Here is a 25,169-nt window from a genome sequence, read left to right as displayed (position 1 = left end):
TGTATATACTGCTAATATTAATACGAATCGGTAATTATTTTGTGAGTGAAATGCCGCTTAAAAGGCTCAATTATTTGAAGTCTAAAGGCTTTAGCGTAATAATATAATAGCGTCAGCGAGCATGAATGAATATTCAGACCAGTCTGTACACGCACTCACTGCTGTTAAACAAATCTCCTTCAAACAACCAAAAGTTCAACGCCTATGACTCCTGCTATCCAACTTGCCAAACAGCGCGGCCTTGATTATCAGCTGCACGAATATACTCACGACAGTAGTGCCGCATCTTATGGCTTAGAAGCTGCCGAAAAGCTGGGCGTGGAGGTAAAACAAGTATTCAAAACCTTGGTGGTGTCGACTGACCATGGCTCGCTAGCTGTGGCTATTTTGCCCGTTGATAGAACTTTAAATTTCAAAAAAATGGCCAAAGCGCTGTCTGCTAATAAAATGCTGATATGCAAAAAAGTACAGATGGCAGACCCTAAGCAAGTCGAACGTAGCACAGGTTACGTACTGGGCGGGGTCAGTCCATTGGGACAAAAGAAGCGCTTAGCGACTATTATAGACAGTTCAGCTGAGCAGCAGCCAACCATTTATGTGAGTGCGGGGCGTCGCGGCTTAGAGATTGAACTGCCACCGATACAATTGGCCGCCACCCTTGACGCACGTTTTGCCGCCATCACTGATGAATAATGGTTAGGTTCGTGCTGACCAAGCACACTCATTTTTTATCCGTTTTCCATGCTTTTTAATGTACTTATTTTTTTAAGATATTTATATTTTTAAGGTGCTTATATTTTTAAGGTAATTATATTCTAAGGATAGTCTCATGCCACATTTAACCATTCAAGTCACGCCCAATGTCAGTATCCCTCATGCAGAATCCTTGCTTAAATCTTTGAACAAAGCGCTTTGGGATAGTGGACATTTTGGCAAGCCGACGGATATCAAAGCACGCATCATACCTATTGAGACATTTTTGGTGGGTGTTGAAGACGACGAACAGGCATATGGCTTTGTTTATGCGCATCTAAAAATCATGACCGGTCGTGATGAGGTCATACGCCATCAGCTTGCTGAGCTATTAACGGCTACCATAGAAGAGGTGTTAGATACCGAGCAATCAGAGCGCGTAGGCATACAAATCTGTGTTGAGGTGGAAGAAATCAGCGCGATTTATCATAAGAAAATGCTTGGTGACTAGGGCGTATTGAATACTTACAAATACTCGCACAGTGACTCGCTAGCATACTTAGGTAAGACAATCACTTCAACGCTATAACCTGCGGTGCGACCTTGAGTGGCCATCAGATTACGAGCAATGCGCAATCGATACGTGCCAGTGGCAGGCAAGCAGCCTTGATAAATGATACCGCCTTTGGTGCCATCTTGTGTGCCATTCGGCATATGCAGTACGCCGACATTGGCAGTCTCTGGGGTGCCCGTAAGGGGCGCAATATTAATGATGGCATATTGCCAACTGCTGGCATTAAAGCGATACCAGCGCTCGTTTTCATTAGGCTTAAGCTGTCCCGTCACTGTACTACTAAGCGCGCCTTTGGCAAAACGAATCGGGATGTCGCTATTTTTAGCCAACGCACTGTGTGCGCTAACGCCTATTAATGTGGCACTAAGCAACAGCGTTTTTAGCACTTGTGCGGTTGTTAAAGTAGTTTTATTTTTAACCAAAAACATCGTACCTCCTAACTGACTTTGTTATTTATCTACTATAGTCAGTGAAAAGTAATATCAGCAATACCATAGCCATTTTTAGCCCATTTAGATACAAGCGTTTGAAGTGAGGACACCCCCTAGTTAAACATAAAAAAGCGCCTAATAAATAGGCGCTTTTTTTATTAATAATCAAGTAACTCGTACAGTCTTAGTCATGATTTTAGTCTAAGAAAGCAAAGTTTTCGATTTTCATGGCAGTCATGCTTTCGCTTGGTGCCACCATACCTTCGGCGTGGCCTGAGGTACGTGGTAGAATCTTATCAAAATAGAACTCAGCCGTTTGGATTTTAGCTTTGTAGAATTCTGGTGACTCAGTGCCGCCATTTTTTAGCTTGTCATAAGCGACAGCCGCCATACGCGCCCAGTGGTAACCCATCATGACATAGCCTGAGTACATCAAGAAATCTTCTGATGCGGCTGAGATGATTTCACGGTCTTTACGTGCCATTAGCATCAAGCGTACGGTTAGGGTGTTCCACTCAGCACAAAGCTTGGTCAATGCCCAAACGAATTTACGCATGTCTTTATCAAGTGCGTACTCGCCACACCATTTCATGATGCTTGAGGTGTAATCACGGATGATTTTACCTTTAGACTGCAAGATAACCTTACGACCTAACAAATCAAGTGCCTGTACGCCAGTGGTACCTTCGTACATAGTGGCAATACGTGCATCACGAGCGATCAGCTCCATGCCCCATTCTTTGATATAGCCGTGACCGCCATATATCTGCTGACCATGCTTGGCCGCTTCGATACCTAGCTCGGTTAAAAAGCCTTTTAGGATAGGCGTATAGAAGCCTAATTTGTCATCCCACTTTTCAAACTCAGCATCATCACCGTTGGCAACGCCTTGCGACATTTTGTCGGCATAACGCGCTGAGTGATAAATCATTGAGCGACCGCCTTCAGCAAAGGCTTTTTGCGTCAATAGCATACGACGAACGTCAGCGTGATGAATGATAGCATCGGCTACTTTTTCAGGATCTTTGGTCCCTGACAACGTACGCATTGAACGACGATCTTTCGCATACGGTAGGGCGTTTTGGAAAGACAGCTCAGTGTGTGCCAAACCTTGGATACCAGTACCGATACGGGCGGTGTTCATAAAGGTGAACATGGCTTTTAGGCCTTTGTTCGGCTCACCGATGAGATAACCTAACGCGCCGTCGAAGTTCAGTACACAAGTCGCTGATGAGCTGATACCCATTTTGTGCTCGATAGAGCCACAAGTAACGCCATTGCGCTCGCCTGCTTCGCCATCGGCATTTGGCAAGAATTTTGGTACGATAAATAATGAGATACCACGGGTGCCTTCTGGCGCATCCGGTAGGCGTGCTAAGACGATATGGACGATGTTGTCAGTTAAGTCATGCTCACCACTTGAGATGAAAATCTTAGTGCCGCTAAGCTTGTAGCTACCGTCTTCTTGCGGAATCGCTTTTGACTTTACTTGTCCTAAATCGGTACCACACTGTGGCTCAGTCAAGCACATCGTACCTGCCCACGTGCCTTCAACCAATTTATGCAAGTAAGTTTCTTTTTGCTCATCAGTACCGTACTGCATGATGGTGTTAATACAACCTGTCGATAGGCCAGGATACATTGCCCACGGCCAGTTCGCCGTACCCATCATTTCAGACTTAATGAGGTTGATTGACATAGGCAAGTTCATACCGCCGTACTCTTCAGGGTACGAAATACCTTGCCAGCCGCCGTCTACAAACTGATCGTAAGCTTCTTTAAAGCCTTTAGGGGTAGTGACAACACCCTCTTCAAAATGACAGCCTTCTGCATCTGCTGGCTGGTACAAAGGGGCTAAGACATTTTCAGAGAAGTCAGCAAAGCTTTGCAAAATCATATCGACCGTTTCAGGATCAGCATTTGCGCCGTTGTCTAAATCTTTGTAATGCGTCTGAAAGTCGAAAACATCATTTATTAAAAACTTGATATCACGTAAAGGTGCTTTGTAAGTTAACATAGTTGGTCTCTTTGGTTGGTTCACTGTCATAGCACTAGGATTCAAACATAAGTGTATTCAAGTGAATGTTTGCTTATTTTTTGTGGCAAATGAATGATCTTATGGAGGATCGATGGGACTTATGAATAAATTCTTGTCCGCTATAGGTATGGTCAAGCGTTACTTAATAAAAGTCAACTACTATGACGGTGATACGAGTATAAGACTTCTACAGCCACAAATATATAACGTATAACTAATATTCATAATTCGTAAAATTATACATTAAATTAAGTTATAAGTTAATAAAGTAATTTGTGAAGTAGTAGCACCCCGAATGATTTCTGTATAAACAGCCTGCAAAGTCATATAAAACAAGTAATGTCCCATGAATCGAAAAAATCTCGATGCAATGTCAGTAGAATAAGGAAAGCGATTTATGAGCGCATCAAAGCACAAGGCAGGTCTAGCATCTTGGTTAACAGCACTGTTTGCCTCTATTAAGGCTTTAATTGCAGGTGAGCTGGCGCATTTGTTAACGATTAACCGCAGTAAAAGACCTTGGCATATGCCGATTATTGCGGCCATTGCGATTAGCTTTCCAGTCTTTGTCGGTGCTTATTTTGATGCTTTATCCTCAGGTATCAAGGCCTCGTTGGGGGCGATGATTATCCTTAATTTGCCATTGTCAGGCACGCTACCGTATCGTCTGGTGACGATTATGGCGTGGGGCTTTGCCATAGTGATGAGCTTTGCGCTTGGACTGATCGCTCAGCAGATACCTGTGCTCAGACTGCCTATATTTGCGCTGCTTGCTTTTGCTATTATCATATTAGGTCGTTACTATCGGCAGCCGCCACCGGCAGGATTGTTTGTGATGATGGCGGGAGCAATCGCCTTATTCATACCTGTGCCATTAGCGCAAGTACTGTCAGCGACAGGGCTGGTGATGTTGGGTAGTGGCATTTCGATGTTGTTGGCGCTGCTTTATAGTCTGTTTTTATTGGCCACGCGTCCTATAGTACCTGCGCCGATTTATATCTATGAGCCGGACATGATTAGCGACAGTCTCATTGTGGCTGGCTTTGTGAGCTTGGCGTTGGCAATCGCAATATTGCTAGAGATGCCCTATCCGTATTGGGCGGCTATAAGCTGCTTTATCATTATTCAGGGTATGCAGCTACGCACGATGTGGATCAAACAAGTGCATCGCTTACTCGGTACTTTGGTCGGAATGGCAGTCGCAGGTTGGATGCTGTCGTGGGGGCTATCGATATGGGGCGTTGCGATAGCCGTTCTGATGATGATGCTCTGTATCGAGTCGTTGGTCGATCGTCATTATGGCTTAGCAGTGATATTTATTACGCCATTAACGATATTTATCGCTGAATATGGCAGTGTGTCGCTGGTACAGCCCGTGGCCGAGGAAGTCATTCGTGTGCGCATGCTTGATACCACGATTGGCTGCGTCGTCGGTCTTAGCGGTGGTCTGGCGATTCATTCAAACCGTTTGCGCGTACCGTTACGCCAGATAGAAAACTGGATGCTGGCGCGTTTTGGTCAAACAACGAAACACTAAATCAACACCATAAATTCAAAGCATATGAGAGCGCTTTGTAATTCTGCTTTTCTTACAACAAGTCACTAAATGGTCGTGTAAGTCATTTGACGTTGAGGGCTTTAGTGGCTTGCACTACATCGATACTGTGACCCGTCCAACGCTCAAAACTTAAGGCGGCTTGACCGATAAGCATGCCGTAGCCGTCTGATATTTGCGCACCACGTGCCGCGAAATGCTCCAAGAACGGTAGCGTGCGACCGTACATCATGTCGTAAGCATAGTGACCGTGTAGGGTGTCGCTCAGTGGCAAAGTCTCACCTGATAGACCAATCGATGTGGCATTAATAATAATATCGAACTGTCCGCGCAGCTCGCTAGTGGTACAAGCGGTAATCTGCTGCTGACTAATAGAGGTACTGGCGGCACTAAGGTCGTTGACTAAGTCACAGGCTTTGCTCACTGTGCGATTGGCAATTGTCAGGGTTCCGATACCTGCTTGAATCAGGGGTAGTATCACCCCGCGTGCCGCACCGCCCGCGCCAATGAGGGCAACGCGTGCACCCTCTAGCGGCCAACCCAAGCTACTGATATGATTGACCAATCCTTGCCCATCAGTATTGTCGCCGTATAGTGCCTCTGCTATTGGCGCGCCGCTTTTTAATAGCGCTTTATTGAGCAGAATCGTATTGACCGCACCAGCGACTTTGGCGTGCTCTGATAAGCCACCACGTGCCTGACAGCACGCATAAGCGACTTGTTTAAAAGGAACCGTCACGTTAGCACCCACACCGCCACCATGAAAAAACGCCTCAATAACCGCCATAAAACTGGCTGCCTCATCGGGACAATACTGGCGCTGATAGCTAATTTCAATCCCTGCCTGCGCGGCGAACTGGGTATGGATTGCAGGGGATTTGCTGTGGGCAATCGGATTGCCAATAACAATAAAGTGCTGGGTCATAAATAGTCCGCTGGCAGTAAGGGCATGGAGTGGTCAGATTGGTAAGCATTCAAACCCACTCATCATAAGGGATAACGTTATGTTTGACAAATGGAGCGGTTAAGGAATAAATACACGATTAAACACAGCGTTTTAAGACGTGAGGTCTTTAACAAATCTGTACTGTCTGGGAGCGGTATCCGTAACCTAAAGGGTAGTCAAGCGTTCAGCAGTTGGGTAAACTAGTGAGCATAAAAATCGATATCAATAGACGCCAGGAACTGCTAGGTTACAACCAAGCTTTTTAATAACAACATTCTTCATTATCAGTGGCACATCTGCCAGCTCGTTAATACTATTTTGAGACCAATCTAAAAGTGTGAGTAAATTGTCCATGTTGAATAATAACCTACAGACCTTGATGGTCAGTATGATAATGGCAGTTGGCGTGACGTTGAGTGGCTGTGATAGCACCAAAGAAGACGCCCAAAATCCAGAGGCCAGTGCGGCAAGCACTAGCGAGCAGAGCGCTGCGGACACCTCTACGCAAACCACTCCAACCAAAACCGCCGACTTAGATGGCGCCACTGCTCAGCAAGGCACGCCAGTAAAATATGAGGTTGCGTCGTGGAGCGCTGCCCCAGTAGACCCGCTTACGGTTGATGCGTTGGATGATATCAAGTCGACATTTGGTAAAGTGGTCAGCACGGACGAAAACAGCCTAGACTACGCCAGTAATTCGGCCTCTAAGTATCGCTTTATGGATACCGATGCGCCTTATTTAGACCTTATCGACTCCGAAAAATATCTGGAGCTTGGCTGGTATTATGCCAATCCAACCGACTCAAAAAAAGAAAAAGAGCTGAGTCAAAACCATGCCAAAAAATCCTATATGCTAGCGCGTCAGCTGATGGGTGATGAGGGCGGAAAATTAATCGCTGATATGCTGGGCGGTCAAATTATTAAGAATAAAACCGTCGGTGGACAAAAAATAGAGCTGGCGAAATGTGAGTTTTACAGCTGTATGCTGGTGCTGAATAAAGCCGATGCGCAAACAGACAATAGCTAAACGGTGGCCGCCATTATGCCGCCGTCCAACAGCTGGCTACGTCTGCAACCTTTAAGCGCGGCTAGCGATGACGAAGCAGAGACAGCATTAACAGTCGTAACCACACTGCCTTTAGACAATCGCGGACTGGCATACGGTGATGGCTTTTTTACCACTATGGGCGTCATCGATGGACGGATACTGTGGTCGAGCTATCATCAGCAGCGTCTGGACTCTCATGCCAGTGCCTTGCATCTCGATATCGATAGCCGAGCACTGTTAGCTACCTTGCATAGACAGGCCAAGCACTTGCAGCAAGGCATGCTTAAGCTTATCGTCACCCGCGCGGTGCAAGATGTCCGTGGTTATGGTTATACGCCAAGCACGTCCGGCAGTGCGTGTGAGATCTGGCTCAAGTCTTCCGCCATGCCTATCGCCACTGCTGAGCAGATGCCTTTACCGAATGGGTTCCTAGTTCCTCTGCAACCAGTGGCTTCTGCCACTTGCTTGTCTTCACAACTCGCCTGTCTACCGCCACCGCTTGCCGGACTCAAAAGTCTCAATCGTCTGGATAATGTACTGGCAAGCGCTGAGCTACAACGCGTTAAAGCCCAAACATTAACATCCAATCCCTTTTTACTAGCCAATCATTTATCGACCAATAATTTATCAGTGAATGCCGAACCCAGTATCGGTGAGGGGCTGCTGCGTGATATGAGCGGGCAGTGGGTTGAAGGAACGATGAGTAATGTGTTCTATCAATTATCAGAATCGCCATTCGCAAAATCGTCCAATCCTTCACATCCTCAAAACAACGGCAACTATCTGAGCACTGGTCAATGGTACACGCCGTCGATGGCACAATCGGGCGTCGCTGGCGTGATGCGGCAAGCGCTCATCGATGGGCTATCCAGTACAGAGCAGCCAGCCATCATAAGACCATTACAAGATGAGGATTTGCCGCAGTTAAGCCAACTGTTCTTTTGCAATGCGTTACGCGGTATTATGCCGATGAGCAGTTTGAGGTTATTGTCGGGTGAAGTGGTGGGGTTATAAAGTGAGTGAGTTACTATCTTATTTATTCAATAAACGATAAAAATGCTGTCTAAAAAAATCTTTCCTGCCTTCGTTTTGAAGATCTTCATATCGAGCTTGGCTCAATTTCAGATATTCAGTTTCTTGCTCGATACCAATAAAGCGCCTTCCTAGTACACTGCTTGCAATACCTGTTGTGGAAGAACCTGCAAAAGGATCGAGAACTAACGCATCTTTTTGGGTGGAAGCTAAAATAATTTGCGCTAGTAATGCCATAGGCTTTTGTGTTGGATGTTTACCACAAGATTTCTCCCATTTGGCAATAGCTGGCAAACGCCAAACATCTTTCATTTGCTTGTCATTATTTAATCGTTTCATCAAATCATAGTCGAAGTAATGCGGTATTTTAGGGTATTTTCTTGCCCAAATGATAAACTCTGTCGAATGAGTAAAAAAGCGGCAAGAAAAATTGGGTGGTGGATTGGTTTTCTCCCACGTAATGACATTGAGTATTTTGAAGCCTAACTCAGGTAGTATACGACCTAGAGTGAAAATATTATGATGTGTGCCACTGACCCATAAAGTTGCATTATCTGCCATTTTGTCACGGACAGTAGATAACCATTGATAGGTAAAATTATAAGCATCATTGTCACTGATGAGCTTGTCCCACTGACCTTTATTGACTGACTGGACTTTACCGTTTTTCACTGTTAGACCATTATTGAATGTACTGGTTAAGAGCCAGCGCTCTACTATTATCTATACGCTTATCCATTAAGGTTCACAAGTACTGAGAGCTACTTTAGGTTTGAGCTAGCTACTCATTCTATTCTACGCCAAAGATAATAAATTCAGTATCAAGCATATCATCAGGTTCTAAAGTAATATTCTCGCTTCTATATTCTTCTCGCGCTTTTAGCAGAGCAGTTTCACCATCTTCTGCAACCACTTCTATAAGTGCACTCATCGTTTCGATTACTTCTATTTGATAAATATTCAAACCGTCTGTCCTTATCATAACTATTCTCAACAATTACAAGTTGTCATATTCAAAATCTATTTTTGTTATCTATACCAACTAGATTAGCAAAAGCGCTCAAAAGAAGTGATCGTCTTTTGTTACGCAGACTTGTGTCATAAAGCAAATCGATCAATGATCCTTTTTCAATAGAAATGATTAAAAGGACAATACTGCATGCATTCCATATATGAAAAAGTAAGGGTTCCAATACAAATCAGACGTTTAATGGTTTTTGATGAAATTTGTAGATTGGCCAAAGCTAAGCCTAATGAAATTGTGCATTTGTCGCCTTACACCCAACTGGCTTTTGGAGGTATGTTTGAGTATGCGCATACGCGAGAAGAAGTCATTGAGCAGGGTATCGACGTTATTGCTAATGATGAATTGGTGATGTGTGCATTGACGGTTAATCTAATTCCTTTTACCAAACCTGCACGCAACTCGGTACAGCTGTTATGGCAGTGGAATCGCTATGTGCGTAATCGATTGCATGCTTATATCGACTATCGTGGAGTGCATTTTTTCAAAATCAATGATGAAATTGATTGGGAGTATCCAGCGCATAAGTTTCATCAGCGTCTTGTGGCTACTGCGCGATTACCATTATGGGATGATAGAGATGAGCTGATTGCCGATGTATACCGTGACAAAAAAGGACAGCCAAAACCTAAGCACTACAACGAGAAGCGACTAGTATAACTTTCGATAGTGACCACGGCTCACAAATTCAATGATGCCTTTATCTCGTAATACTTGTAACTGTTGGCGGATTTTATCTTTTACGTGGTTGTTTTCAGGATGTTTGAGTTTTAATAAATCAGCAAACGCATAAACTTGATTGAGAGAAAAATTAGCATCCAGTCTATCGATACATTGCCAAACATCTAACGCCCAACCACGTGTCTGCTGTGATTGCTGACGCAGAAACAAGGTTTTTTGAAATTGCTCGATGACATTATCGCGTGGTATGACTTGCTGGTCTTTGACCAAAAATACTTTTCCCGATTCAGGCACTTTACGCAAATCAATATTGCAGCCGACCCAACCAGCGCGTTTGGCAGTAACGGATAATGGTTTGCGCTTTATAATCATGTCCGGCTGAAAGAATTGTTTGGGAATGATTAAAAAGTTATTCACCCTATATTCTTGCGAGTAGGTCAGAAAGAAAAAGCTGGGATTATTATCGCTATTGATACGTTCAATCATGGTGTCATAAGCACCATCATTAATAATGTTGCTCAATTTTGCCTTTTTACTTTTTAGTTCATACTCCTCATGACAGTTTGCACAATAAAAATCAGCGACAGGTTGGTTATTAGTAAATTCAGCCAATGGTTGTGCATTACAATTAGGGCAATAGCTTTGGTTAGAAACCCAGTCTTCGCTGAGCACTCTAATGATTTGGCTTGGTGATTTATAGTTTGCAGCGAGATTTTTATTGAAATTAAGGTTCATAGCCCGTTTTCTTATTAAAGGAAATATTTGAAGGGATAAATAAGCACTATGAGTATTAAGCCATATAATTCACTCTAAACAGCACGTTAATCGATAAGCTAAGCAAATACCATTGAAAAGCGCACGGTTCAGTGCTAAATTCTAGCAAACTTCTGCCTCGCGAGTTGCCATGAGCACGCCCACACCTGAAACGCCTCCTGAACGTCCTAATGATACCCCATCCAATAAGCAAGCGGGAACTGTTGACGAGCGTGTTGCTAGCACGCCATCAGATGCTAGACCAGTCGTCGACGAGGCGGCAGTAGAGGACGTACCGGCAACAGATGTCTCGCTCATCAGCGGCAAGAGTAAACCGCGTAAATATAAAGCGGACAATCAGTCGTTCTTTATGCAGCGCGGTTATCAAGTCTTGCTCGTGCTTGGGCTGATTGCCGCGTTTTTCTTAGTGATGGTCTATCAGACGTTGTTTGGACGGATTGAGCAGCCGCAGCAAATGGTGACGATTGAGTCAGGTCAGACCTATTACGGCTTATTGCCGCAGTGGCAACAGCAGATTCCACTTTTTTCTGCCAGCATTGCCAAGCTCTATATCAAGTCGCAAGTGGACGCGCCATTACATGCCGGTATTTATCAATTACCAGAGAACCCAACCATCGCTGAGGCGCTGCAAGTGCTCGCGCAAGGGGCTAAAGCAGCGATGGTAAAAGTGCAAATTATCGAAGGCAAAACGTCTAAAGATCTATATCAAACGCTACGTGATAATAACACTATCAAAAAAGAAGTGCTGACAGTGAATGGCGCTAATGCTAGCAATGCTAGTATCGCGCAGGCTTTAGATTTGGCAGGTATATTGCCAGACAGCGTGACCAATAGTAACGACCCTATCGTCAATCATAATCTTGAGGGTTGGTTTGCGCCTGATACTTATTATTACGGCGAGGGCACCAGCGACAAGCAGGTATTGACAGATTTGTACAAGCGTCAGCAGCAGGCATTGACCAAAGCATGGGAAAATCGTGCGCCTGACCTGCCTTATAAGAGTCCTTATGAAGCGCTGGTTATGGCCTCTATTATCGAAAAAGAAACCAGCGTGGCAGAAGAGCGTCCTTTAGTCTCTGCGGTGTTTAAAAACCGCTTGGATAAAGGCATGCGCATGCAGACCGATCCGACCATTATCTATGGCATGGGCAGCCGCTATGATGGCAATATTCGCCGTAAAGACATCGACGAAAAGACCTCGTATAACACCTATCAAATTGATGGTTTGCCGCCCACACCGATAGCCTTGCCTTCTGCGGCTTCTATCGAAGCAACCTTACATCCGGCGGATAGCGATGCGTTGTATTTTGTGGCGACAGGCAACGGTGGGCACAAATTCACCAATAGCTTGGCTGAGCACAATCAGGCGGTAAAAGAATACCTGAGCGTGATGCGTGAAAAGCGCTCGCAAACGCCGCCGTCATAAGCCAGTATGTACCGAAGAGCCACGCCCATTCTCATCAATGACATAAGGTCATAGTATGTCAGCATCTATAGCAGCCAACTTAGCATACAGCAGCCCAGCTCAAGCCACGCCTGAGATTACAGATACCGCGCCCATGCAAGGGCGCTTTATTAGCTTTGAAGGTACCGAAGGCGTTGGCAAGACCACCGCTATCGAGCAGTTATGTGCGCGACTAGAGGCGCATGGTATCGACTATCTGCGTACCCGTGAGCCGGGTGGTAGCCCGTTTGCAGAGCAGTTGCGCGCTATTTTGCTAGACCCTGATACCAAAATTAATGATGATACTGAGCTGCTACTGATGTTTGCGGCGCGCTGTGACCATCTGCAACAAGTAATTTTGCCCGCATTACAGCGTGGTAAATGGGTGATATGCGATCGATTTACCGACTCTACCATTGCCTATCAGGGCTTTGGACGTGCGCATGGTGATGAGGCGGTACGAGCCAAAATTGACAGCCTTATCGGTCAGTTTGTTACCCAGTTGCCCGAGCTGACTCTATGGTTGGATTTGCCAGTATTAGAAGGCATGGCGCGGGCGGGTAAACGTAGCGCTGCCGATCGTTTTGAGCAGCAGGCGACGGCGTTTTTTACTCGGGTGCATAAAGGTTTCAGTGTCCTTGCTGGCGAGCAGCCTGAGCGTATCCAGCGTATCGACGCCTCAGGCAGTGCTGACGAAGTAAGTGTGCGAGTATGGCAAACGGTTGCGACACGATTTCATCTTAGCTAGAGCGTGTCTTCAATTTACTCGATAGTCATCTAAATGGGCTAAAAATGGCTAAATCTTGCCAAACATCGTCAAATAGCACCCTATAAAAAAGCCCTCATAATCATTATGAGGGCTTTTTATTTGCTCGTTAGCTTTTCAGACAATAGCGTTATGGTTTATCCGCAGCCTTTTTTGCCGCATCCTTTATCTTCGCATCACTATTGGTATTGTCATGATCTGAGTCAGGTAGGCGATTAGGGTCGAGCGCACCACTTTTCATCTTCGGCGCATTACCATTACCGTTTGTACCACTATTGCTAGTAGTCGGCTTAGCAGTCTTGGATGTTGCCGTTGAATTATCAGACATCACGCCTTTATTAGAGGGGCTGTTAAAAGACTCTTTAGCTTCTATGTCCTGATTTTCATTGGTTTCAGCCTTTGTGGTTTCCTTTACAGCATCACTCTTTGCTGCCGCCGCTTTGATACTGGCATTATTAGTGCTGTTAGAGGCACTCTTGTCACTGTCTTTATCAGTCGCGACGGCTAGCTCTTGTTCTGGCGTATCAGCAATCTCTTCCACCATCTCTTTTTCTTTACGCTTTTCAGGCGCTTTAGAGTTGGCTTCAAAGCTGGCATCTGCAGCAGCGCGTGCTTGCTCTTGCTTTGGCGTGACGTCTACTGGCTTTGGCTGTACCTCATCATCAACGACCAAAGAAATCAGCTTACGATCGCGCGGTACTGATCCTTCGAATTTGTCCGTGATGACGTGCAGCTTGCCTTCTTTATCTAGCGTATAGAGCGGCACGAATTGCTTATTGTCAGCTTTATACTGCTCAAAGCTATAGCTGTCCGTAATATTGGTGATTTTAATACGGGCTTTTCTGGACAGCATACTGGCAAGCTTGGTGTAGGTGACATCTTTGCCAAACAGCCACTGTGAATGGAAGTTACCTTGCTTATCGTCGCGCTCACTTTTAACTTTTTCGTCGCTGAACTTGAGGCGATAAAGCTTACGTTCACCGAACTCATGACGGTAATGAATCTCAGACAAGGTATTCATCTCTTTATCCATACTCATGGCAAATAAATGACCAATACCAATGAGGTCAAGATGATGGTCGGCGTGATCAGAGATGGGGTTGCCAAAATAGGTGCGCAGACCACTCATACGCGCGCGCGCGATATTGGTATAGTTATTATGAGCGACGATGACATCGAAGCCTTGCTCTTTTAATGAGGTGGCGACGAGCAGGGCAATTGGGTTGGAGCCGACGATCAGGATACCGTTGGTCTCAGGCTCACGGACACCAAGCAGGTTACCTACCATTTTTGCGCCCAAGCCCTGAATCATGACCGTACCAATAATAACCAAAAATACCAATGGCACTAGCAGTTCAACGCCTTGGATATCATATTCTTGCAAGCGAATCGCAAACAGAGATGAGATAGCGGCAGCGACGATACCGCGTGGTCCAATCCAGCTAATCATTAACTTTTCATTGGTCTTTAAGTTAGAGCCAATGGACGAGGCCCATACTGATAATGGACGCGCGATGAACATCACGATAGCCAGTAATACTAGACCCGCAAAACCAACCTGCAGTAGACTTTCAAGCTCAACACGAGCCGCAAGAATGATAAATAATACTGAAACTAATAAAATGGTTAACGATTCATTAAACTCTAAAATCGTATCGCGCGGGAATTTTGGCCAGTTGGCGAGGGCAACGCCTAATACGGTGACGGTCAGTAGACCCGACTCATGCTCTAAATGGTTTGAGACTGAAAATAATACCAAAACAAAGGCAAGGGTAAAGACATTGCGCAAAAACTCAGGAATCATATGCCGACGCATGAGGAACGCCAGTACCCAAGCACCCGCCATACCTAGCGCGGTTGCAAGTACCACGATTTTGGCAAACAGTAAGATACTACTGGCTTCGCCGCCTGAGATAATATACTCGTAGACCAATACCACGGCGATAGCGCCGATGGGGTCTATGATAATGCCTTCCCATTTCAGGATATTGGAGATGGTCTTGTTGGGTCGCACACTACGCAGTAGCGGCATAATTACCGTTGGCCCCGTCACACAGACCAGTGCACCGAACAGCAACGCAATCAGTGGATCGACATCGAACAATAGATAAGTCGACAGCGCCACGATAGCAATGGTGATCAGTACCCCGACTGATACCAGCATCTGCACGACCGAGCCGTGTTGTTTGATTTCATCGAACTCTAGCGTTAGCGAGCCTTCGAATAAAATAATCGCCACCCCCAAAGAGATAAACGGGAACATCAGCTCGCCCAACACCAAGTCAGGGTCGAATACGCCGAGCACTGGGCCAACGATAATACCAATAAGTAATAAAAATAAAATGGATGGTTGCTTTAAATACCAAGCCAACCATTGGGCGGCAATGCCAATCCCAACCACGCCGGATAATAATAGGGCGGTATCCATAAATTAATCCTTTTATAATCTTGTGATGCTGTATAGCTATTAAAATAGGTCATCGTTAGCCGTCAAAAACCTTTTGTAACGGCAAATTAATAATAACCATAGCCATCATGAATCATGGATGATATATATACTATATAGTAACAAAGACAAAAGTGTCTCAAGCTAAATACACCAATGCTAGAAACACAAAAGATGGAAAATAAAGGCGATAAAAGCCAAATTGCTTGGCGTTCTGTAAATAACACCTTATTATAGCTGACTATTGTTTTCTAAATAATTTATTAGGTTTGTTATCATATCATGATTTTATTTTATATATGTCAAGGGTCTGTCTGCCGTGATAGCCACGCGCCATCGTTCTGCGCTGACACACGAGTAGGTAACGGCACTATTAATATCAATATCAAAGATTACAAAAAATGAGAAGACAGTATGACGTCATATTAAACCGGCTTATATTTGCCATCATGGTCAGGCGCTACTACATAAACTCGCAGACAAGTAGTAAACTGACCAGCAGTCAGGACTATTCCTATAAATTTAGACAAGCTTGCTATCGTTGAATTCAAATAACCTTGATATAAGGGAGCTGAATGCAGGCTATACCTTAGTATGGTTAACGAGGATGACGATGTAGCGGGTTTATATGGATTTGGCTATATCTATTATGGCGATAATAGCGATAATATTGTTGCTAACAATAATAATCACTCATATGGAGACAATATGCCTATCAATATGTTTCAAGCACAATCTACTATTCGTATGCAGCGTTGGTTACAACGCAGTACTTTGGCACTGGCTATCGGCACGGTAATGGCGACAGGTATTAATGTAGCCACTATGTCTCAGGTACAAGCAGCGGTCACCACTGCTGACTTCTCTGACTTAGTACAGCAAGTGACGCCAGCGGTGGCACGAGTCAATGTCACCAAAACGGTCAGTGAAGATGAGCTTGCCAAAGCACAAACCGCCGAGCTGTTACGTCAGTTCTTCGGAGATCGCTTACGTATTCCGGATCAAGCAGCGACGCCTGCGATTGAACACGCTTATGGCACCGCTTTTTTTGTCACCACCGATGGTTATATGTTGACCAATCACCATGTGGTTGCTGGTGCAGACAAAATCACCGTGACCCTTAATGACAGAACAGAGCTGGATGTGACCTTGGTGGGTAGCGATGAGCGCTCAGATGTGGCGGTACTCAAAGTCACAGGCAACCAGTTCCCAGCCTTACCGATTGGTGATTCAGACAGTCTAAAGGTAGGTGAGCCGGTATTGGCGATAGGGTCGCCCTTTGGTTTTGATTATTCGGCATCCGCAGGTATCGTCAGTGCCAAGTCTCGCAGCTTTTCACGTGAGACCAGCGTGCCTTTTATCCAAACTGATGTGGCATTAAATCCGGGTAACTCAGGCGGGCCATTATTTAATCAGCGCGGCGAAGTCATCGGTATCAACTCACGTATCTTTAGTGGTACGGGCGGTTATATGGGCTTGTCGTTCTCAATTCCTATTGATGCGGCGATGGATATCTACGAGCAGCTCAAAACCAATGGCGAAGTCGCACGTGCCTATATGGGTATTTATCCTCAAGACATCGATCGTAATTTAGCGGAAGCGTATAATTTAGCGCGTCCACAGGGCGCACTACTTACCCGCGTCTCACCAGACTCGCCTGCCCAAAAATCAGGTCTACAAGCAGGCGACATCATTTTGCAATACAATAATGTGCAGATTATGCGTGCTGCAGATTTATTGAACCTGATCAATCGAGCGCGACCCAATGATCCGTTCAGCGCCCAGATTCAGCGTGATGGCAAGCAAATGCTCGTAAAAGGCAAGCTCACTTATGCGCCAAATGATGTCAGGGCACAAAGCGGCTCTCAGCAAGATGATGAGGTGCAATTAGGCTTACGTCTGCGCAATTTGACCCCAGATGAGCAAGCAGAGCTGGCAGTGGACAATAAAACAGGGATATTGGTCACGACCGTTGACCCGACAGGCTTAGCCGCGCGCTCGGGCATTTTGGCGGGAGATATTATTACTAATTTTCACCAAAAGCCTATTGCCAAGGTCACTGATTTTTCTAGTGCTATCTCCTCACTTCCCAAAAAGGGTGTGGTAACGATTGAAGTCATGCGCCAAGGCATCCCTGGTATTATTGGCCTGCGTATTGAATAGTTATCATATAGTCAATCGACTATGCTTAAATGACGTATCTCGATAAGCATTGATAATTATACTTGTCTATCATAGAGCTCGACCTCTATAATGGCTGATTTTTTTATCGATTGGTTTTGATGAGTTGCTGTTGCTCAATTTAACGGTGAGCAAGTCACATTGATTTGGACGTTAATTTGGACATTGGTTTGATTGACCAACATTGATTTGATTGCGCGCCCAACGGCACAAACGACTATTCATACCTTTATATATAGCTAGGTAATTATGACTGACCACGCTTTTTATACGCTTAGCATCACTATAGCAGCAGCCTTGCTAGCGTATATCATATTGTGGTCAGGATTACAGACATTCAATGCCAATCCCACAAAACGCTTTTGGCGTATTTGGTCAAAGTTGTTGCTATATTACGCTGCCTATACCATGCCTTTTTGGGCACTGTTATTGATTATTGGGCGAGTACAACAAGTGACACCCATGCTGGCACAATTGTCACCGAATGCCGTGTTGATGGCTGTCATTGCCATGGGTCTGTATTTTTATACGGTGGTTGTGCAGCCCAATCGTTTGCGTTTGCAGCATCATGCTGTTGATTTGGGCTTAACAACTCCGCTTACGGTGGCGGTATTAGCCGATTTGCGCATTGGTTTATATAGTGGCAAGCCGCGTCATATCAGCAAGCTGGTCGCTACCATCAATGCCTTGTCAGCAGATGCGGTATTGATCACAGGTGATTGGCTCTATTATCCAAGCGCCGATTTGGTCGGGCAGTTGATGCTATTTAAAGGGGTAAATAAGCCCGTTTATACGGTCATGAGTACCTCGGATTTGCGTTATCAGTCGATCAATACTACCAAGCAAGGTCAGCCATTGTTAGAAGACACCTTGGCCAATGCTTTTGACGTACTGGATATCAACTATATCGGGCAGCAATGTACGTCGTTGCCGCTTAAATGTGCTCGAACTGGCAACGGTCGATTGATAGCAAATCAAGCAAGTTATATAAAAGGCCACCCAGATACCAGCACGCAAAAATATCTACAGGACAATCCAGTCGTGGCCATACTTTGCGGCTGGCAAGATATCCCGAAACAATTGAACGATGACGACACTTTGAATGTGCCTAATAAAGCTGTGCTGAGTGCTGAAATTGAGCAGGCAACTAAGCCTGTCATTATTCTTGCGTCACGATTTGATAGTATTAGCGACTTACCAAAATCGTTGCAACCCCGACCTTTATTGATTACCGGTGCGGCCAAAGCAATACAGAAAAACATATTAACGGCGCAAAAAAAGCAAGACATTCGTCGTATAGGTAAGCAGTCGTCATTGTTGGATAACAGTCGCATGGGTAAGCAGCGCGGCCTATACCAGCATGGTAGCGCGCAGATATTTGTCAGTAGTGGAGTGGGCACCCGAGGGTTACCTTTTCGCTGGTATCGTCCGACCATCGATGTGTTGACGATTCGTTAAAATAATTCAAAAGCATTTATCCCGCTTGCATAATTACGCTAAACTAACTATTTATCAATGTTCAATAAGCCCTAAACAGTAAGCCTTAAATAATAAGGTCTATAAGTAGCCGCCCTTGTGTCTATGTTGCATAACATTAGCGCTAAACAGCGCTTGGAATAGCGCGCAAATAGATAGGGTATATCTGGACTGAGCATTAATTGACTGATAGCGGTTAAATCAAAATATGCTACACTAGTAGGCGTTTTTATTATGATTGATAGATAGCATCGGCAATGGACAAAAATAATGTCCATGCGGATAGATATACACATGATTCTATAATGAGAATGTCACTATCATCTGTATATAAATGCCCAGTATGAACATCATGCAATAGCTACCATTGATCTGGTTATTAATGTAAAAATAGACATTGGCGATTGCAAACGATGGATCATGTGACAGCTTGAATAAAGCTAGGACAATACAACAGTAAGGCACAGTTATGAGCACAGCATATGACGAGATTAAAACCCGACTACAAGGCTCTATGGTGGCCTTGGTAACGCCCATGCATCCTGACGGCACGGTCGATTATAAACGTCTGGCCGACCTCATAGACTGGCAGATCGAGCAGGGCACCCATTGCCTCGTTGCCGTGGGCACCACTGGCGAATCAGCGACTTTGTCGATGCAAGAGCATAGCGATGTGATTCGCTACTTTGTGCAGCACGTCAAAGGCCGTGTACCAGTGATAGCGGGTACAGGCGCGAATAATACGACTGAAGCCATCAAGCTCACCCAAGATGCGGCAGATGCTGGTGCAGACTGTGCATTATTGGTCGCTCCTTACTACAATAAGCCGCCACAAGAAGGCTTGTATCAGCATTATAAAGCGATTGCCCAAGCCGTAAAGATCCCGCAGATGCTCTATAACGTACCAGGGCGTACTGTAGTTGATATCGCGCAGAATACGGTTGAGCGTTTGGCTGATATCGATAATATCGTGGCGATTAAAGACGCGACCGGCTCAGTTGCTCGTGGTGAGCAGTTGATTAAAGCGGTTGGCGACCGTATCGTTGTTCTATCTGGCGATGATGGTACGGCGCTTGATTTGATGCAGATGGGTGCCAAAGGTAATATTTCGGTAACGGCTAACGTCGCGCCAAAAGCGATGAGCGAAACGTTTTCGGCAGCGCTACGCGGCGACCTTGATACCGCCAATAAAGCGCATGATGTGATTAAACACTTACACCGTGATTTGTTTATTGAATCTAGTCCCATTCCAGCAAAATATGCGTTACATAAGATGGGTATGATAGATACTGGTATTCGTCTGCCGTTGGTATGGTTGGCAGAACAACATCATGCCACCATTGATGAAGCGTTGGTTCGTGCGAATTTACGATAAGTATTGACGATTGAATGGTTAAACACTAAGCCCTACATTATTATTAATGATTTAGGGCTTAGTGAGGCACTTAACGGTAACGATAAGTCAGTCGCCCAAATAAGCAAAAATTGCTAACTCAGAGAGATAATATGATGAAAGTATCATCAAGCCCTACCAAAACATTTCCTGCTATGATGGTTTTGATATTGGGTAGCACCTTAGTATTAAGTGGCTGTCAAATGACCAAAGGTTTTCTTGGTAAGCGCGATAATGGCAGCTTAGAATATCAAGAAAGCAAAAAGCTTGCGCCTCTAGAGCTACCGGTTGCTCAGGAGCCAGCACCTTTTGTACCGTTATACGCCACCCCAAATGCAGGTGCCAATACACTCACCTTACAGAACGAAGCGGGTAAGCAGTATCAATTACCTAAGCCGCAACGCGCTGTTGCCGTGAGCGAGTCATCAAACTAAACACTGTGTTTCCCTATTTATACCGCTGACTTTTTACTATGGTTATTCATGATCTAATAGATTAATGAATGACGTCGTACAGAGTCCAGCGGTCGCTGCGCGTTTTTACCACATAAGCTTGAACGAACAGGAACTCCATAATGCAAAAGCAACAACTGCTATATAAAGGAAAAGCCAAATCTGTCTATGAAACAGAAGACAACGATCTTTTGATTTTACACTTCCGTGATGACACCTCGGCGCTCGATGGTAAGCGTATCGAACAGTTAGCACGTAAGGGCGTGGTTAATAACCGCTTTAATGCTTTTATTATGCAAAAATTGGCTGACGCTGGTATTGAAACACATTTTGAAAAGCAGCTATCTGAAGACGAAGTATTGGTCAAGCGCCTAGATATGATTCCCGTTGAGTGCGTCGTACGTAACTTTGCAGCGGGCAGTTTGGTGCGCCGTTTAGGCCTAGAAGAAGGGCAAGCATTGACGCCGCCTACTTATGAGCTGTTTTATAAAGATGATGCGCTTGGCGATCCGATGGTTAATGAGTCACTATCGATTTCTCTTGGGTGGGCAACTCAAGCACAGCTTGCGAGCATGGAAGCGCTGACGCATCAAGTCAATGAGGTGCTAACAGCACTGTTTGCAGTTGGCGATTTAATACTGGTCGATTTCAAATTAGAGTTTGGTGTATTCCACGACCGTATCGTTTTGGGTGATGAGTTCTCACCAGATGGCTGCCGTATTTGGGACAAAAACACCAAGAAGAAATTGGATAAAGACCGTTTCCGTCAATCATTAGGCGATGTTATCGAAGCTTACGAAGAAGTGGCCAACCGTATTGGTGTGCCACTTAGCTAAGTCGTAAATGTCTAGCGCAAAACAAAAAAAACTGAGCCATGTGCTCAGTTTTTTTATGGCATTATATGAATGATGGTTCCCTAGTGAGGACTTAAACCTTCGGCTGTAGGCTAATGGTATCAACGTTTCAAATCGCTGAAATAGTCACAGTGTACCTCATGGTGTGTACTTACCATACATATTCTATCGTGATTGATGCGCTATATAGGTATCGAACTGTTTGGCTTTGCTTACTCAAAATTTTTCACTAATCTTATTTATAGCGTTTTTTCTGATGAACGATTCATCATCATTGGTTAACTTCAATAGCAAGTCTTTTGGTATGTTTTTATTATAGACGAGTCTATTTCTGACAGAGGCGTCTTTATCATCTGCCAATACCTCAAATATTTCTCTAGTTATTTTGTTTTTCATAGCAATATTCCCTCTAACGGTAGGACTGTCATCGTACGTCAACGTTTCAAGAACTTCTATTGGAACTGTTTTATTTAGAGCTACCCACTCGCGCATAGTTGGGTAGTGACGTATTATTTCAAACCACGTTTCCAATGCTGCACACTCGTTAATCGCTCTTCCATAATCTTGGGTGTGGTCACTTGTTCTGAGTAAGAGAAACTCTTCAGCTGATGTAATCATTAAAACTTACCTTCTGTAGCTCTTTCCAAATTATAAATTTATCACAAATCCTTCGTTACTGTGTTTAGTTAAGAACTCATAAAAACTGTTAAAGGTATACCCCAACGGAACCAGTTATTTTGCCCCTCAAACCTATTAACAAACCACTTAAAATAGACTAGATTTGTGGAACTACTCAAAACAGACTGCGATTTTTATCTGTTTATCAATAATACTTAATGACGAAACCCTCTTTATCCATAAGTATTGATGCTTACCACGCACTATTAATATTAGCCTTCCGACCACAGATTTATAGTCTAACTCGTATAAAAAATCAAACATAGCGCCAACATTGTCTTCAATATCTTATCTTACTTTTATGCTAATTTATTAATACTTGTTTATTAATATTTGGTCATGTCAATTAGATGATAAAAATAAGAAAAGGTTTTGCTAATGTCTACTGCTTCATCAACTGTTTTAGACCCTAGTTGGTTTACTCGACCAACCTGTGTGGTCGCCGCTGATTTGATTGGCAAAGTACTGTGTAGAAAGTTAACGGATACCGATGGCACAGTGAGAATCTTGCGCATGCGTATCTCAGAAACCGAAGCCTATATCGGTAAGGACGACCCTGCTTGTCATTCGCATGCGGGTAGCCGAACTGTGCGTACTGAAATTATGTATGCGCAAGGCGGCATGTTTTATGTCTATCTGACTTACGGTGTGCATCATATGCTCAATCTGGTCAGCGGTGGAGAAGAGTCTCCTGAGTCGGTATTAATACGGGCTGGATTTTTGACCGATGACAGTGACCACCTGATCGATGAGCAATGGCTAAGCGCAGATAAGCAACTTACTTATCCAACGCAGCTGGCAGGTCCTGGTAAGCTGACGAAGCGCTTACAAATTGACCGTGAATTGAATGGTAAACCTATTAGTGCAGAGTCAGCCGTTTGGATCGAAGATGATGGCTGTCAGCCACCGATATCTCTGCGTCCTCGTATCGGCATTGACTATGCTGGCGATGCCAAAGATTGGCTATTGCGCTATATCTGGAGCGACCATCCTTCACTGTCAAAAAAATAAAACGATGGCTGCCTTCTGGTTTTAATATAGCGGCTCTCTTGGTATAAGTTATAAGGTAAAAGATGAACGATGTATAAGTTGACGGTTTTTATTCCCGAAGCGGCATTAGAACCAGTTAAGTCTGCTTTATTTGCAGCAGGTGCTGGTACGATTGGTGATTACGAGCAGTGCTGCTGGCAAGTGCAAGGAGTGGGGCAGTTTATGCCGCTAGCAGGCAGTGCACCGCATATTGGTACGCACGATAAACTAGAAGAAGTTGATGAATGGCGAGTAGAAATGGTGGTTGCTACTGCTAATATTGCTCAAGTCATTGAAGCACTAAAGCAAGCGCATCCTTATGAGACACCCGCATATGATGTGATAAAGGTAATGGACATTTAAGTACTAGCAAAGTAATAAAGCCTGCCCAAAAAAATGGTCAGATAAACCAAGGGTTGGCTTATCTGACCGCGGCATCAATAGGTAAACGATGCCATAACTTTATTCTGAGACGTTATAAAGCAGGTTTGGCATTATTTTTCATCAGCTGCGATATATCATCTAAAACTTATCGATTAAAAGGGTGAAGATCCAATTAGTCTACGACTCTTATTGACAGGGGACTTATCAGTATTACCAGTTATTTTGGGAGTTTCCCAAACTTTGTGTAACTGCTTATAATCCACTAACTGGAGAATAAGCAATGACTACTCAATCTGACATTAAAAAACTAGCCGAGCAAATGGCTGGTAGCATGAACAGCTTTGATGACATCAAAGACTTCCAAAAGCAGCTCATGCAATCCTTTATCGATACTGCCTTAGAGGCTGAAATGGAAGACCATCTCGGCTATCCCAAGCATGAAAAGGCGGATAAACCTAATAAGCGTAACGGGCACACTAAAAAGACCGTCCGCAGTGATACAGGCGATCTTGAAATCTCTACCCCAAGAGACCGTGATAGCAGCTTTGAGCCTGTACTCGTTAGTAAGCATCAAACCCGTATCTCAGGTCTCGATGACAAGATCATATTCCTTTACGCCAAGGGTCAAACCACCACTGAGATCGTAGAGAGCATTAAAGAGCTCTACGATGTCGACATCTCAAGCTCTCTTGTCTCAAGAGTCACCGATAACATATTAGAGGACATCACCGCTTGGCAGAACCGGCCGCTGAGCAGTGTTTATCCTATCGTCTACTTAGACTGCATTGTCGTTAAAGTACGTCAAGACAAGCAGATCATCAACAAGGCTATATACCTGGCACTAGGCGTGGGACTTGATGGTAGAAAAGAGCTGCTTGGCATGTGGTTATCAGAGAATGAAGGCGCTAAGTTCTGGCTTGGTGTTCTCACTGAGCTACAAAACCGCGGGGTACAAGACATCTTAATCGCTTGTGTCGATGGTTTAAAGGGCTTCCCTGATGCCATTAACACGGTTTATCCCAATGCTCAGGTTCAGCTGTGTATCGTGCATATGGTGCGTTACTCCATGAAGTTTGTACCATGGACGGATAAGAAGGCCGTAGCGGCTGATTTAAAGGCCATCTATGGCGCTGATACGCTTGAGATGGCAGAGGCCAATCTTGAGCACTTTGATGAGGTGTGGGGCGAGAAATACCCGCACGTGGTTAAGTCTTGGCGCAATAACTGGGAGGGCTTAACGGTGTTCTTTAATTACCCTAAAGACATCAGA

At 44.6% G+C, this 25,169-nt stretch carries 24 protein-coding genes; 16 read left to right on the top strand and 8 right to left on the bottom strand.

What is annotated here, in order from left to right; genetic code table 11:
- The first annotated feature begins 204 nt into the window (after positions 1-204).
- Entirely contained in the window at positions 205-693 is a 489-nt protein-coding gene (ybaK, locus tag W293_RS0103425) for a Cys-tRNA(Pro) deacylase (RefSeq protein WP_025651102.1), read from the top strand.
- Between the two features lie 136 nt (positions 694-829).
- Positions 830-1,204 carry a 5-carboxymethyl-2-hydroxymuconate Delta-isomerase gene (locus tag W293_RS0103420; RefSeq protein WP_025651101.1) on the top strand — a complete coding sequence of 125 codons (375 nt, stop codon included), beginning with the start codon at positions 830-832 and terminating at the stop codon, positions 1,202-1,204.
- Positions 1,205-1,218: 14 nt separating this feature from the next.
- Here the strand turns inward: W293_RS0103420 and W293_RS0103415 are convergent, their stop codons facing one another.
- A complete protein-coding gene (locus tag W293_RS0103415; protein WP_025651100.1) occupies positions 1,219-1,695 on the bottom strand; it encodes a hypothetical protein in 477 nt (158 codons plus the stop codon).
- Positions 1,696-1,894: 199 nt separating this feature from the next.
- Complete coding sequence (locus tag W293_RS0103410; protein WP_025651099.1) at positions 1,895-3,715, bottom strand: acyl-CoA dehydrogenase C-terminal domain-containing protein; 1,821 nt, start codon at positions 3,713-3,715, stop codon at positions 1,895-1,897.
- 418 nt (positions 3,716-4,133) lie between these two features.
- On the opposite strand from W293_RS0103410, the gene W293_RS0103400 reads away from it, so the two are divergent.
- Positions 4,134-5,273: an FUSC family protein gene (locus tag W293_RS0103400; RefSeq protein WP_025651098.1), complete on the top strand. Its 1,140-nt coding sequence runs from the start codon at positions 4,134-4,136 to the stop codon at positions 5,271-5,273.
- Positions 5,274-5,355: 82 nt separating this feature from the next.
- Here W293_RS0103400 and aroE read toward each other — a convergent pair whose 3' ends face one another.
- On the bottom strand, positions 5,356-6,216 hold the full coding sequence (aroE, locus tag W293_RS0103395; RefSeq protein ID WP_025651097.1) for a shikimate dehydrogenase: 861 nt from the start codon (positions 6,214-6,216) through the stop codon (positions 5,356-5,358).
- 373 nt (positions 6,217-6,589) lie between these two features.
- Between aroE and W293_RS0103385 the strand changes: the two genes are divergently transcribed.
- Together W293_RS0103385 and W293_RS0103380 are read left to right on the top strand one after the other, a co-directional pair.
- Complete coding sequence (locus W293_RS0103385; protein WP_025651096.1) at positions 6,590-7,264, top strand: hypothetical protein; 675 nt, start codon at positions 6,590-6,592, stop codon at positions 7,262-7,264.
- Between the two features lie 15 nt (positions 7,265-7,279).
- Positions 7,280-8,299: an aminotransferase class IV gene (locus W293_RS0103380; protein WP_025651095.1), complete on the top strand. Its 1,020-nt coding sequence runs from the start codon at positions 7,280-7,282 to the stop codon at positions 8,297-8,299.
- An 18-nt stretch (positions 8,300-8,317) separates the two neighbouring features.
- On the opposite strand, the gene W293_RS0103375 is transcribed toward W293_RS0103380, so the two are convergent.
- Positions 8,318-8,989 (bottom strand): DNA-methyltransferase, encoded by a 672-nt coding sequence (locus tag W293_RS0103375; RefSeq protein ID WP_025651094.1) that lies wholly within the window; start codon positions 8,987-8,989, stop codon positions 8,318-8,320.
- A 118-nt stretch (positions 8,990-9,107) separates the two neighbouring features.
- Complete coding sequence (locus W293_RS16920; protein WP_227502332.1) at positions 9,108-9,281, bottom strand: DpnD/PcfM family protein; 174 nt, start codon at positions 9,279-9,281, stop codon at positions 9,108-9,110.
- A 195-nt stretch (positions 9,282-9,476) separates the two neighbouring features.
- On the opposite strand from W293_RS16920, the gene W293_RS0103365 reads away from it, so the two are divergent.
- Positions 9,477-10,001 carry a hypothetical protein gene (locus W293_RS0103365; RefSeq protein ID WP_025651091.1) on the top strand — a complete coding sequence of 175 codons (525 nt, stop codon included), beginning with the start codon at positions 9,477-9,479 and terminating at the stop codon, positions 9,999-10,001.
- On the opposite strand, the gene W293_RS0103360 is transcribed toward W293_RS0103365, so the two are convergent.
- On the bottom strand, positions 9,993-10,757 hold the full coding sequence (locus W293_RS0103360) for a DpnI domain-containing protein (protein WP_025651090.1): 765 nt from the start codon (positions 10,755-10,757) through the stop codon (positions 9,993-9,995). The genes W293_RS0103365 and W293_RS0103360 overlap by 9 nt on opposite strands.
- Positions 10,758-10,926: 169 nt before the next feature.
- On the opposite strand from W293_RS0103360, the gene mltG reads away from it, so the two are divergent.
- Entirely contained in the window at positions 10,927-12,222 is a 1,296-nt protein-coding gene (gene mltG, locus W293_RS0103355; RefSeq protein WP_025651089.1) for an endolytic transglycosylase MltG, read from the top strand.
- Positions 12,223-12,355: 133 nt separating this feature from the next.
- Entirely contained in the window at positions 12,356-12,988 is a 633-nt protein-coding gene (gene tmk, locus W293_RS0103350) for a dTMP kinase (RefSeq protein ID WP_025651088.1), read from the top strand.
- A 148-nt stretch (positions 12,989-13,136) separates the two neighbouring features.
- Here the strand turns inward: tmk and W293_RS0103345 are convergent, their stop codons facing one another.
- Positions 13,137-15,434 (bottom strand): cation:proton antiporter, encoded by a 2,298-nt coding sequence (locus W293_RS0103345; RefSeq protein WP_025651087.1) that lies wholly within the window; start codon positions 15,432-15,434, stop codon positions 13,137-13,139.
- Positions 15,435-16,250: 816 nt separating this feature from the next.
- Here W293_RS0103345 and W293_RS0103340 point away from each other — a divergent pair.
- From W293_RS0103340 to purC, 5 genes are all read left to right on the top strand, one after another.
- Positions 16,251-17,615 (top strand): Do family serine endopeptidase, encoded by a 1,365-nt coding sequence (locus tag W293_RS0103340; protein WP_374189992.1) that lies wholly within the window; start codon positions 16,251-16,253, stop codon positions 17,613-17,615.
- A 267-nt stretch (positions 17,616-17,882) separates the two neighbouring features.
- On the top strand, positions 17,883-19,091 hold the full coding sequence (locus tag W293_RS0103335) for a hypothetical protein (protein WP_025651085.1): 1,209 nt from the start codon (positions 17,883-17,885) through the stop codon (positions 19,089-19,091).
- 487 nt (positions 19,092-19,578) lie between these two features.
- Complete coding sequence (dapA, locus tag W293_RS0103330; RefSeq protein WP_025651084.1) at positions 19,579-20,484, top strand: 4-hydroxy-tetrahydrodipicolinate synthase; 906 nt, start codon at positions 19,579-19,581, stop codon at positions 20,482-20,484.
- Positions 20,485-20,615: 131 nt separating this feature from the next.
- A complete protein-coding gene (locus tag W293_RS0103325; RefSeq protein WP_227502331.1) occupies positions 20,616-20,936 on the top strand; it encodes a hypothetical protein in 321 nt (106 codons plus the stop codon).
- A 140-nt stretch (positions 20,937-21,076) separates the two neighbouring features.
- A complete protein-coding gene (purC, locus tag W293_RS0103320) occupies positions 21,077-21,790 on the top strand; it encodes a phosphoribosylaminoimidazolesuccinocarboxamide synthase (RefSeq protein WP_025651082.1) in 714 nt (237 codons plus the stop codon).
- A 234-nt stretch (positions 21,791-22,024) separates the two neighbouring features.
- Here the strand turns inward: purC and W293_RS0103315 are convergent, their stop codons facing one another.
- Positions 22,025-22,426, bottom strand: a complete 402-nt coding sequence (locus W293_RS0103315; RefSeq protein ID WP_025651081.1) for a hypothetical protein — start codon at positions 22,424-22,426, stop codon at positions 22,025-22,027.
- 438 nt (positions 22,427-22,864) lie between these two features.
- Between W293_RS0103315 and W293_RS0103310 the strand changes: the two genes are divergently transcribed.
- The 3 genes from W293_RS0103310 to W293_RS0103300 form a co-directional block, all read left to right on the top strand.
- Positions 22,865-23,497, top strand: a complete 633-nt coding sequence (locus tag W293_RS0103310; RefSeq protein WP_037024719.1) for a DNA-3-methyladenine glycosylase — start codon at positions 22,865-22,867, stop codon at positions 23,495-23,497.
- 69 nt (positions 23,498-23,566) lie between these two features.
- On the top strand, positions 23,567-23,878 hold the full coding sequence (locus W293_RS0103305) for an NGG1p interacting factor 3 protein, NIF3 (protein WP_025651078.1): 312 nt from the start codon (positions 23,567-23,569) through the stop codon (positions 23,876-23,878).
- 301 nt (positions 23,879-24,179) lie between these two features.
- The coding region (locus W293_RS0103300) for an IS256 family transposase (protein WP_025651077.1) at positions 24,180-25,169 on the top strand (990 nt) is incomplete at its 3' end.

The organism is Psychrobacter sp. TB67, assembly GCF_000511065.1.
Lineage (GTDB): Bacteria > Pseudomonadota > Gammaproteobacteria > Pseudomonadales > Moraxellaceae > Psychrobacter > Psychrobacter okhotskensis.
Note: the sequence above shows the minus strand (reverse complement) of the source record. Positions and strands in the feature narration are given on the sequence as shown.

Excerpts from the sequence above, each read along its gene's own strand:
- dapA (WP_025651084.1), top strand. The coding sequence starts at position 19,579 with ATGAGCACAGCATATGACGAGATTAAAACCCGACTACAAGGCTCTATG.
- mltG (WP_025651089.1), top strand. The coding sequence starts at position 10,927 with ATGAGCACGCCCACACCTGAAACGCCTCCTGAACGTCCTAATGATACC.
- W293_RS0103410 (WP_025651099.1), bottom strand. The coding sequence starts at position 3,715 with ATGTTAACTTACAAAGCACCTTTACGTGATATCAAGTTTTTAATAAAT.
- aroE (WP_025651097.1), bottom strand. The coding sequence starts at position 6,216 with ATGACCCAGCACTTTATTGTTATTGGCAATCCGATTGCCCACAGCAAA.
- W293_RS0103400 (WP_025651098.1), top strand. The coding sequence starts at position 4,134 with ATGAGCGCATCAAAGCACAAGGCAGGTCTAGCATCTTGGTTAACAGCA.
- W293_RS0103305 (WP_025651078.1), top strand. The coding sequence starts at position 23,567 with ATGTATAAGTTGACGGTTTTTATTCCCGAAGCGGCATTAGAACCAGTT.
- W293_RS0103385 (WP_025651096.1), top strand. The coding sequence starts at position 6,590 with ATGTTGAATAATAACCTACAGACCTTGATGGTCAGTATGATAATGGCA.
- tmk (WP_025651088.1), top strand. The coding sequence starts at position 12,356 with ATGCAAGGGCGCTTTATTAGCTTTGAAGGTACCGAAGGCGTTGGCAAG.
- W293_RS0103365 (WP_025651091.1), top strand. The coding sequence starts at position 9,477 with ATGCATTCCATATATGAAAAAGTAAGGGTTCCAATACAAATCAGACGT.
- W293_RS0103420 (WP_025651101.1), top strand. The coding sequence starts at position 830 with ATGCCACATTTAACCATTCAAGTCACGCCCAATGTCAGTATCCCTCAT.
- W293_RS0103310 (WP_037024719.1), top strand. The coding sequence starts at position 22,865 with ATGTCTACTGCTTCATCAACTGTTTTAGACCCTAGTTGGTTTACTCGA.
- W293_RS0103335 (WP_025651085.1), top strand. The coding sequence starts at position 17,883 with ATGACTGACCACGCTTTTTATACGCTTAGCATCACTATAGCAGCAGCC.
- W293_RS0103415 (WP_025651100.1), bottom strand. The coding sequence starts at position 1,695 with ATGTTTTTGGTTAAAAATAAAACTACTTTAACAACCGCACAAGTGCTA.
- W293_RS0103345 (WP_025651087.1), bottom strand. The coding sequence starts at position 15,434 with ATGGATACCGCCCTATTATTATCCGGCGTGGTTGGGATTGGCATTGCC.
- purC (WP_025651082.1), top strand. The coding sequence starts at position 21,077 with ATGCAAAAGCAACAACTGCTATATAAAGGAAAAGCCAAATCTGTCTAT.
- W293_RS0103380 (WP_025651095.1), top strand. The coding sequence starts at position 7,280 with ATGCCGCCGTCCAACAGCTGGCTACGTCTGCAACCTTTAAGCGCGGCT.
- ybaK (WP_025651102.1), top strand. The coding sequence starts at position 205 with ATGACTCCTGCTATCCAACTTGCCAAACAGCGCGGCCTTGATTATCAG.
- W293_RS0103315 (WP_025651081.1), bottom strand. The coding sequence starts at position 22,426 with ATGATTACATCAGCTGAAGAGTTTCTCTTACTCAGAACAAGTGACCAC.
- W293_RS0103325 (WP_227502331.1), top strand. The coding sequence starts at position 20,616 with ATGATGAAAGTATCATCAAGCCCTACCAAAACATTTCCTGCTATGATG.
- W293_RS0103360 (WP_025651090.1), bottom strand. The coding sequence starts at position 10,757 with ATGAACCTTAATTTCAATAAAAATCTCGCTGCAAACTATAAATCACCA.
- W293_RS0103340 (WP_374189992.1), top strand. The coding sequence starts at position 16,251 with ATGGCGACAGGTATTAATGTAGCCACTATGTCTCAGGTACAAGCAGCG.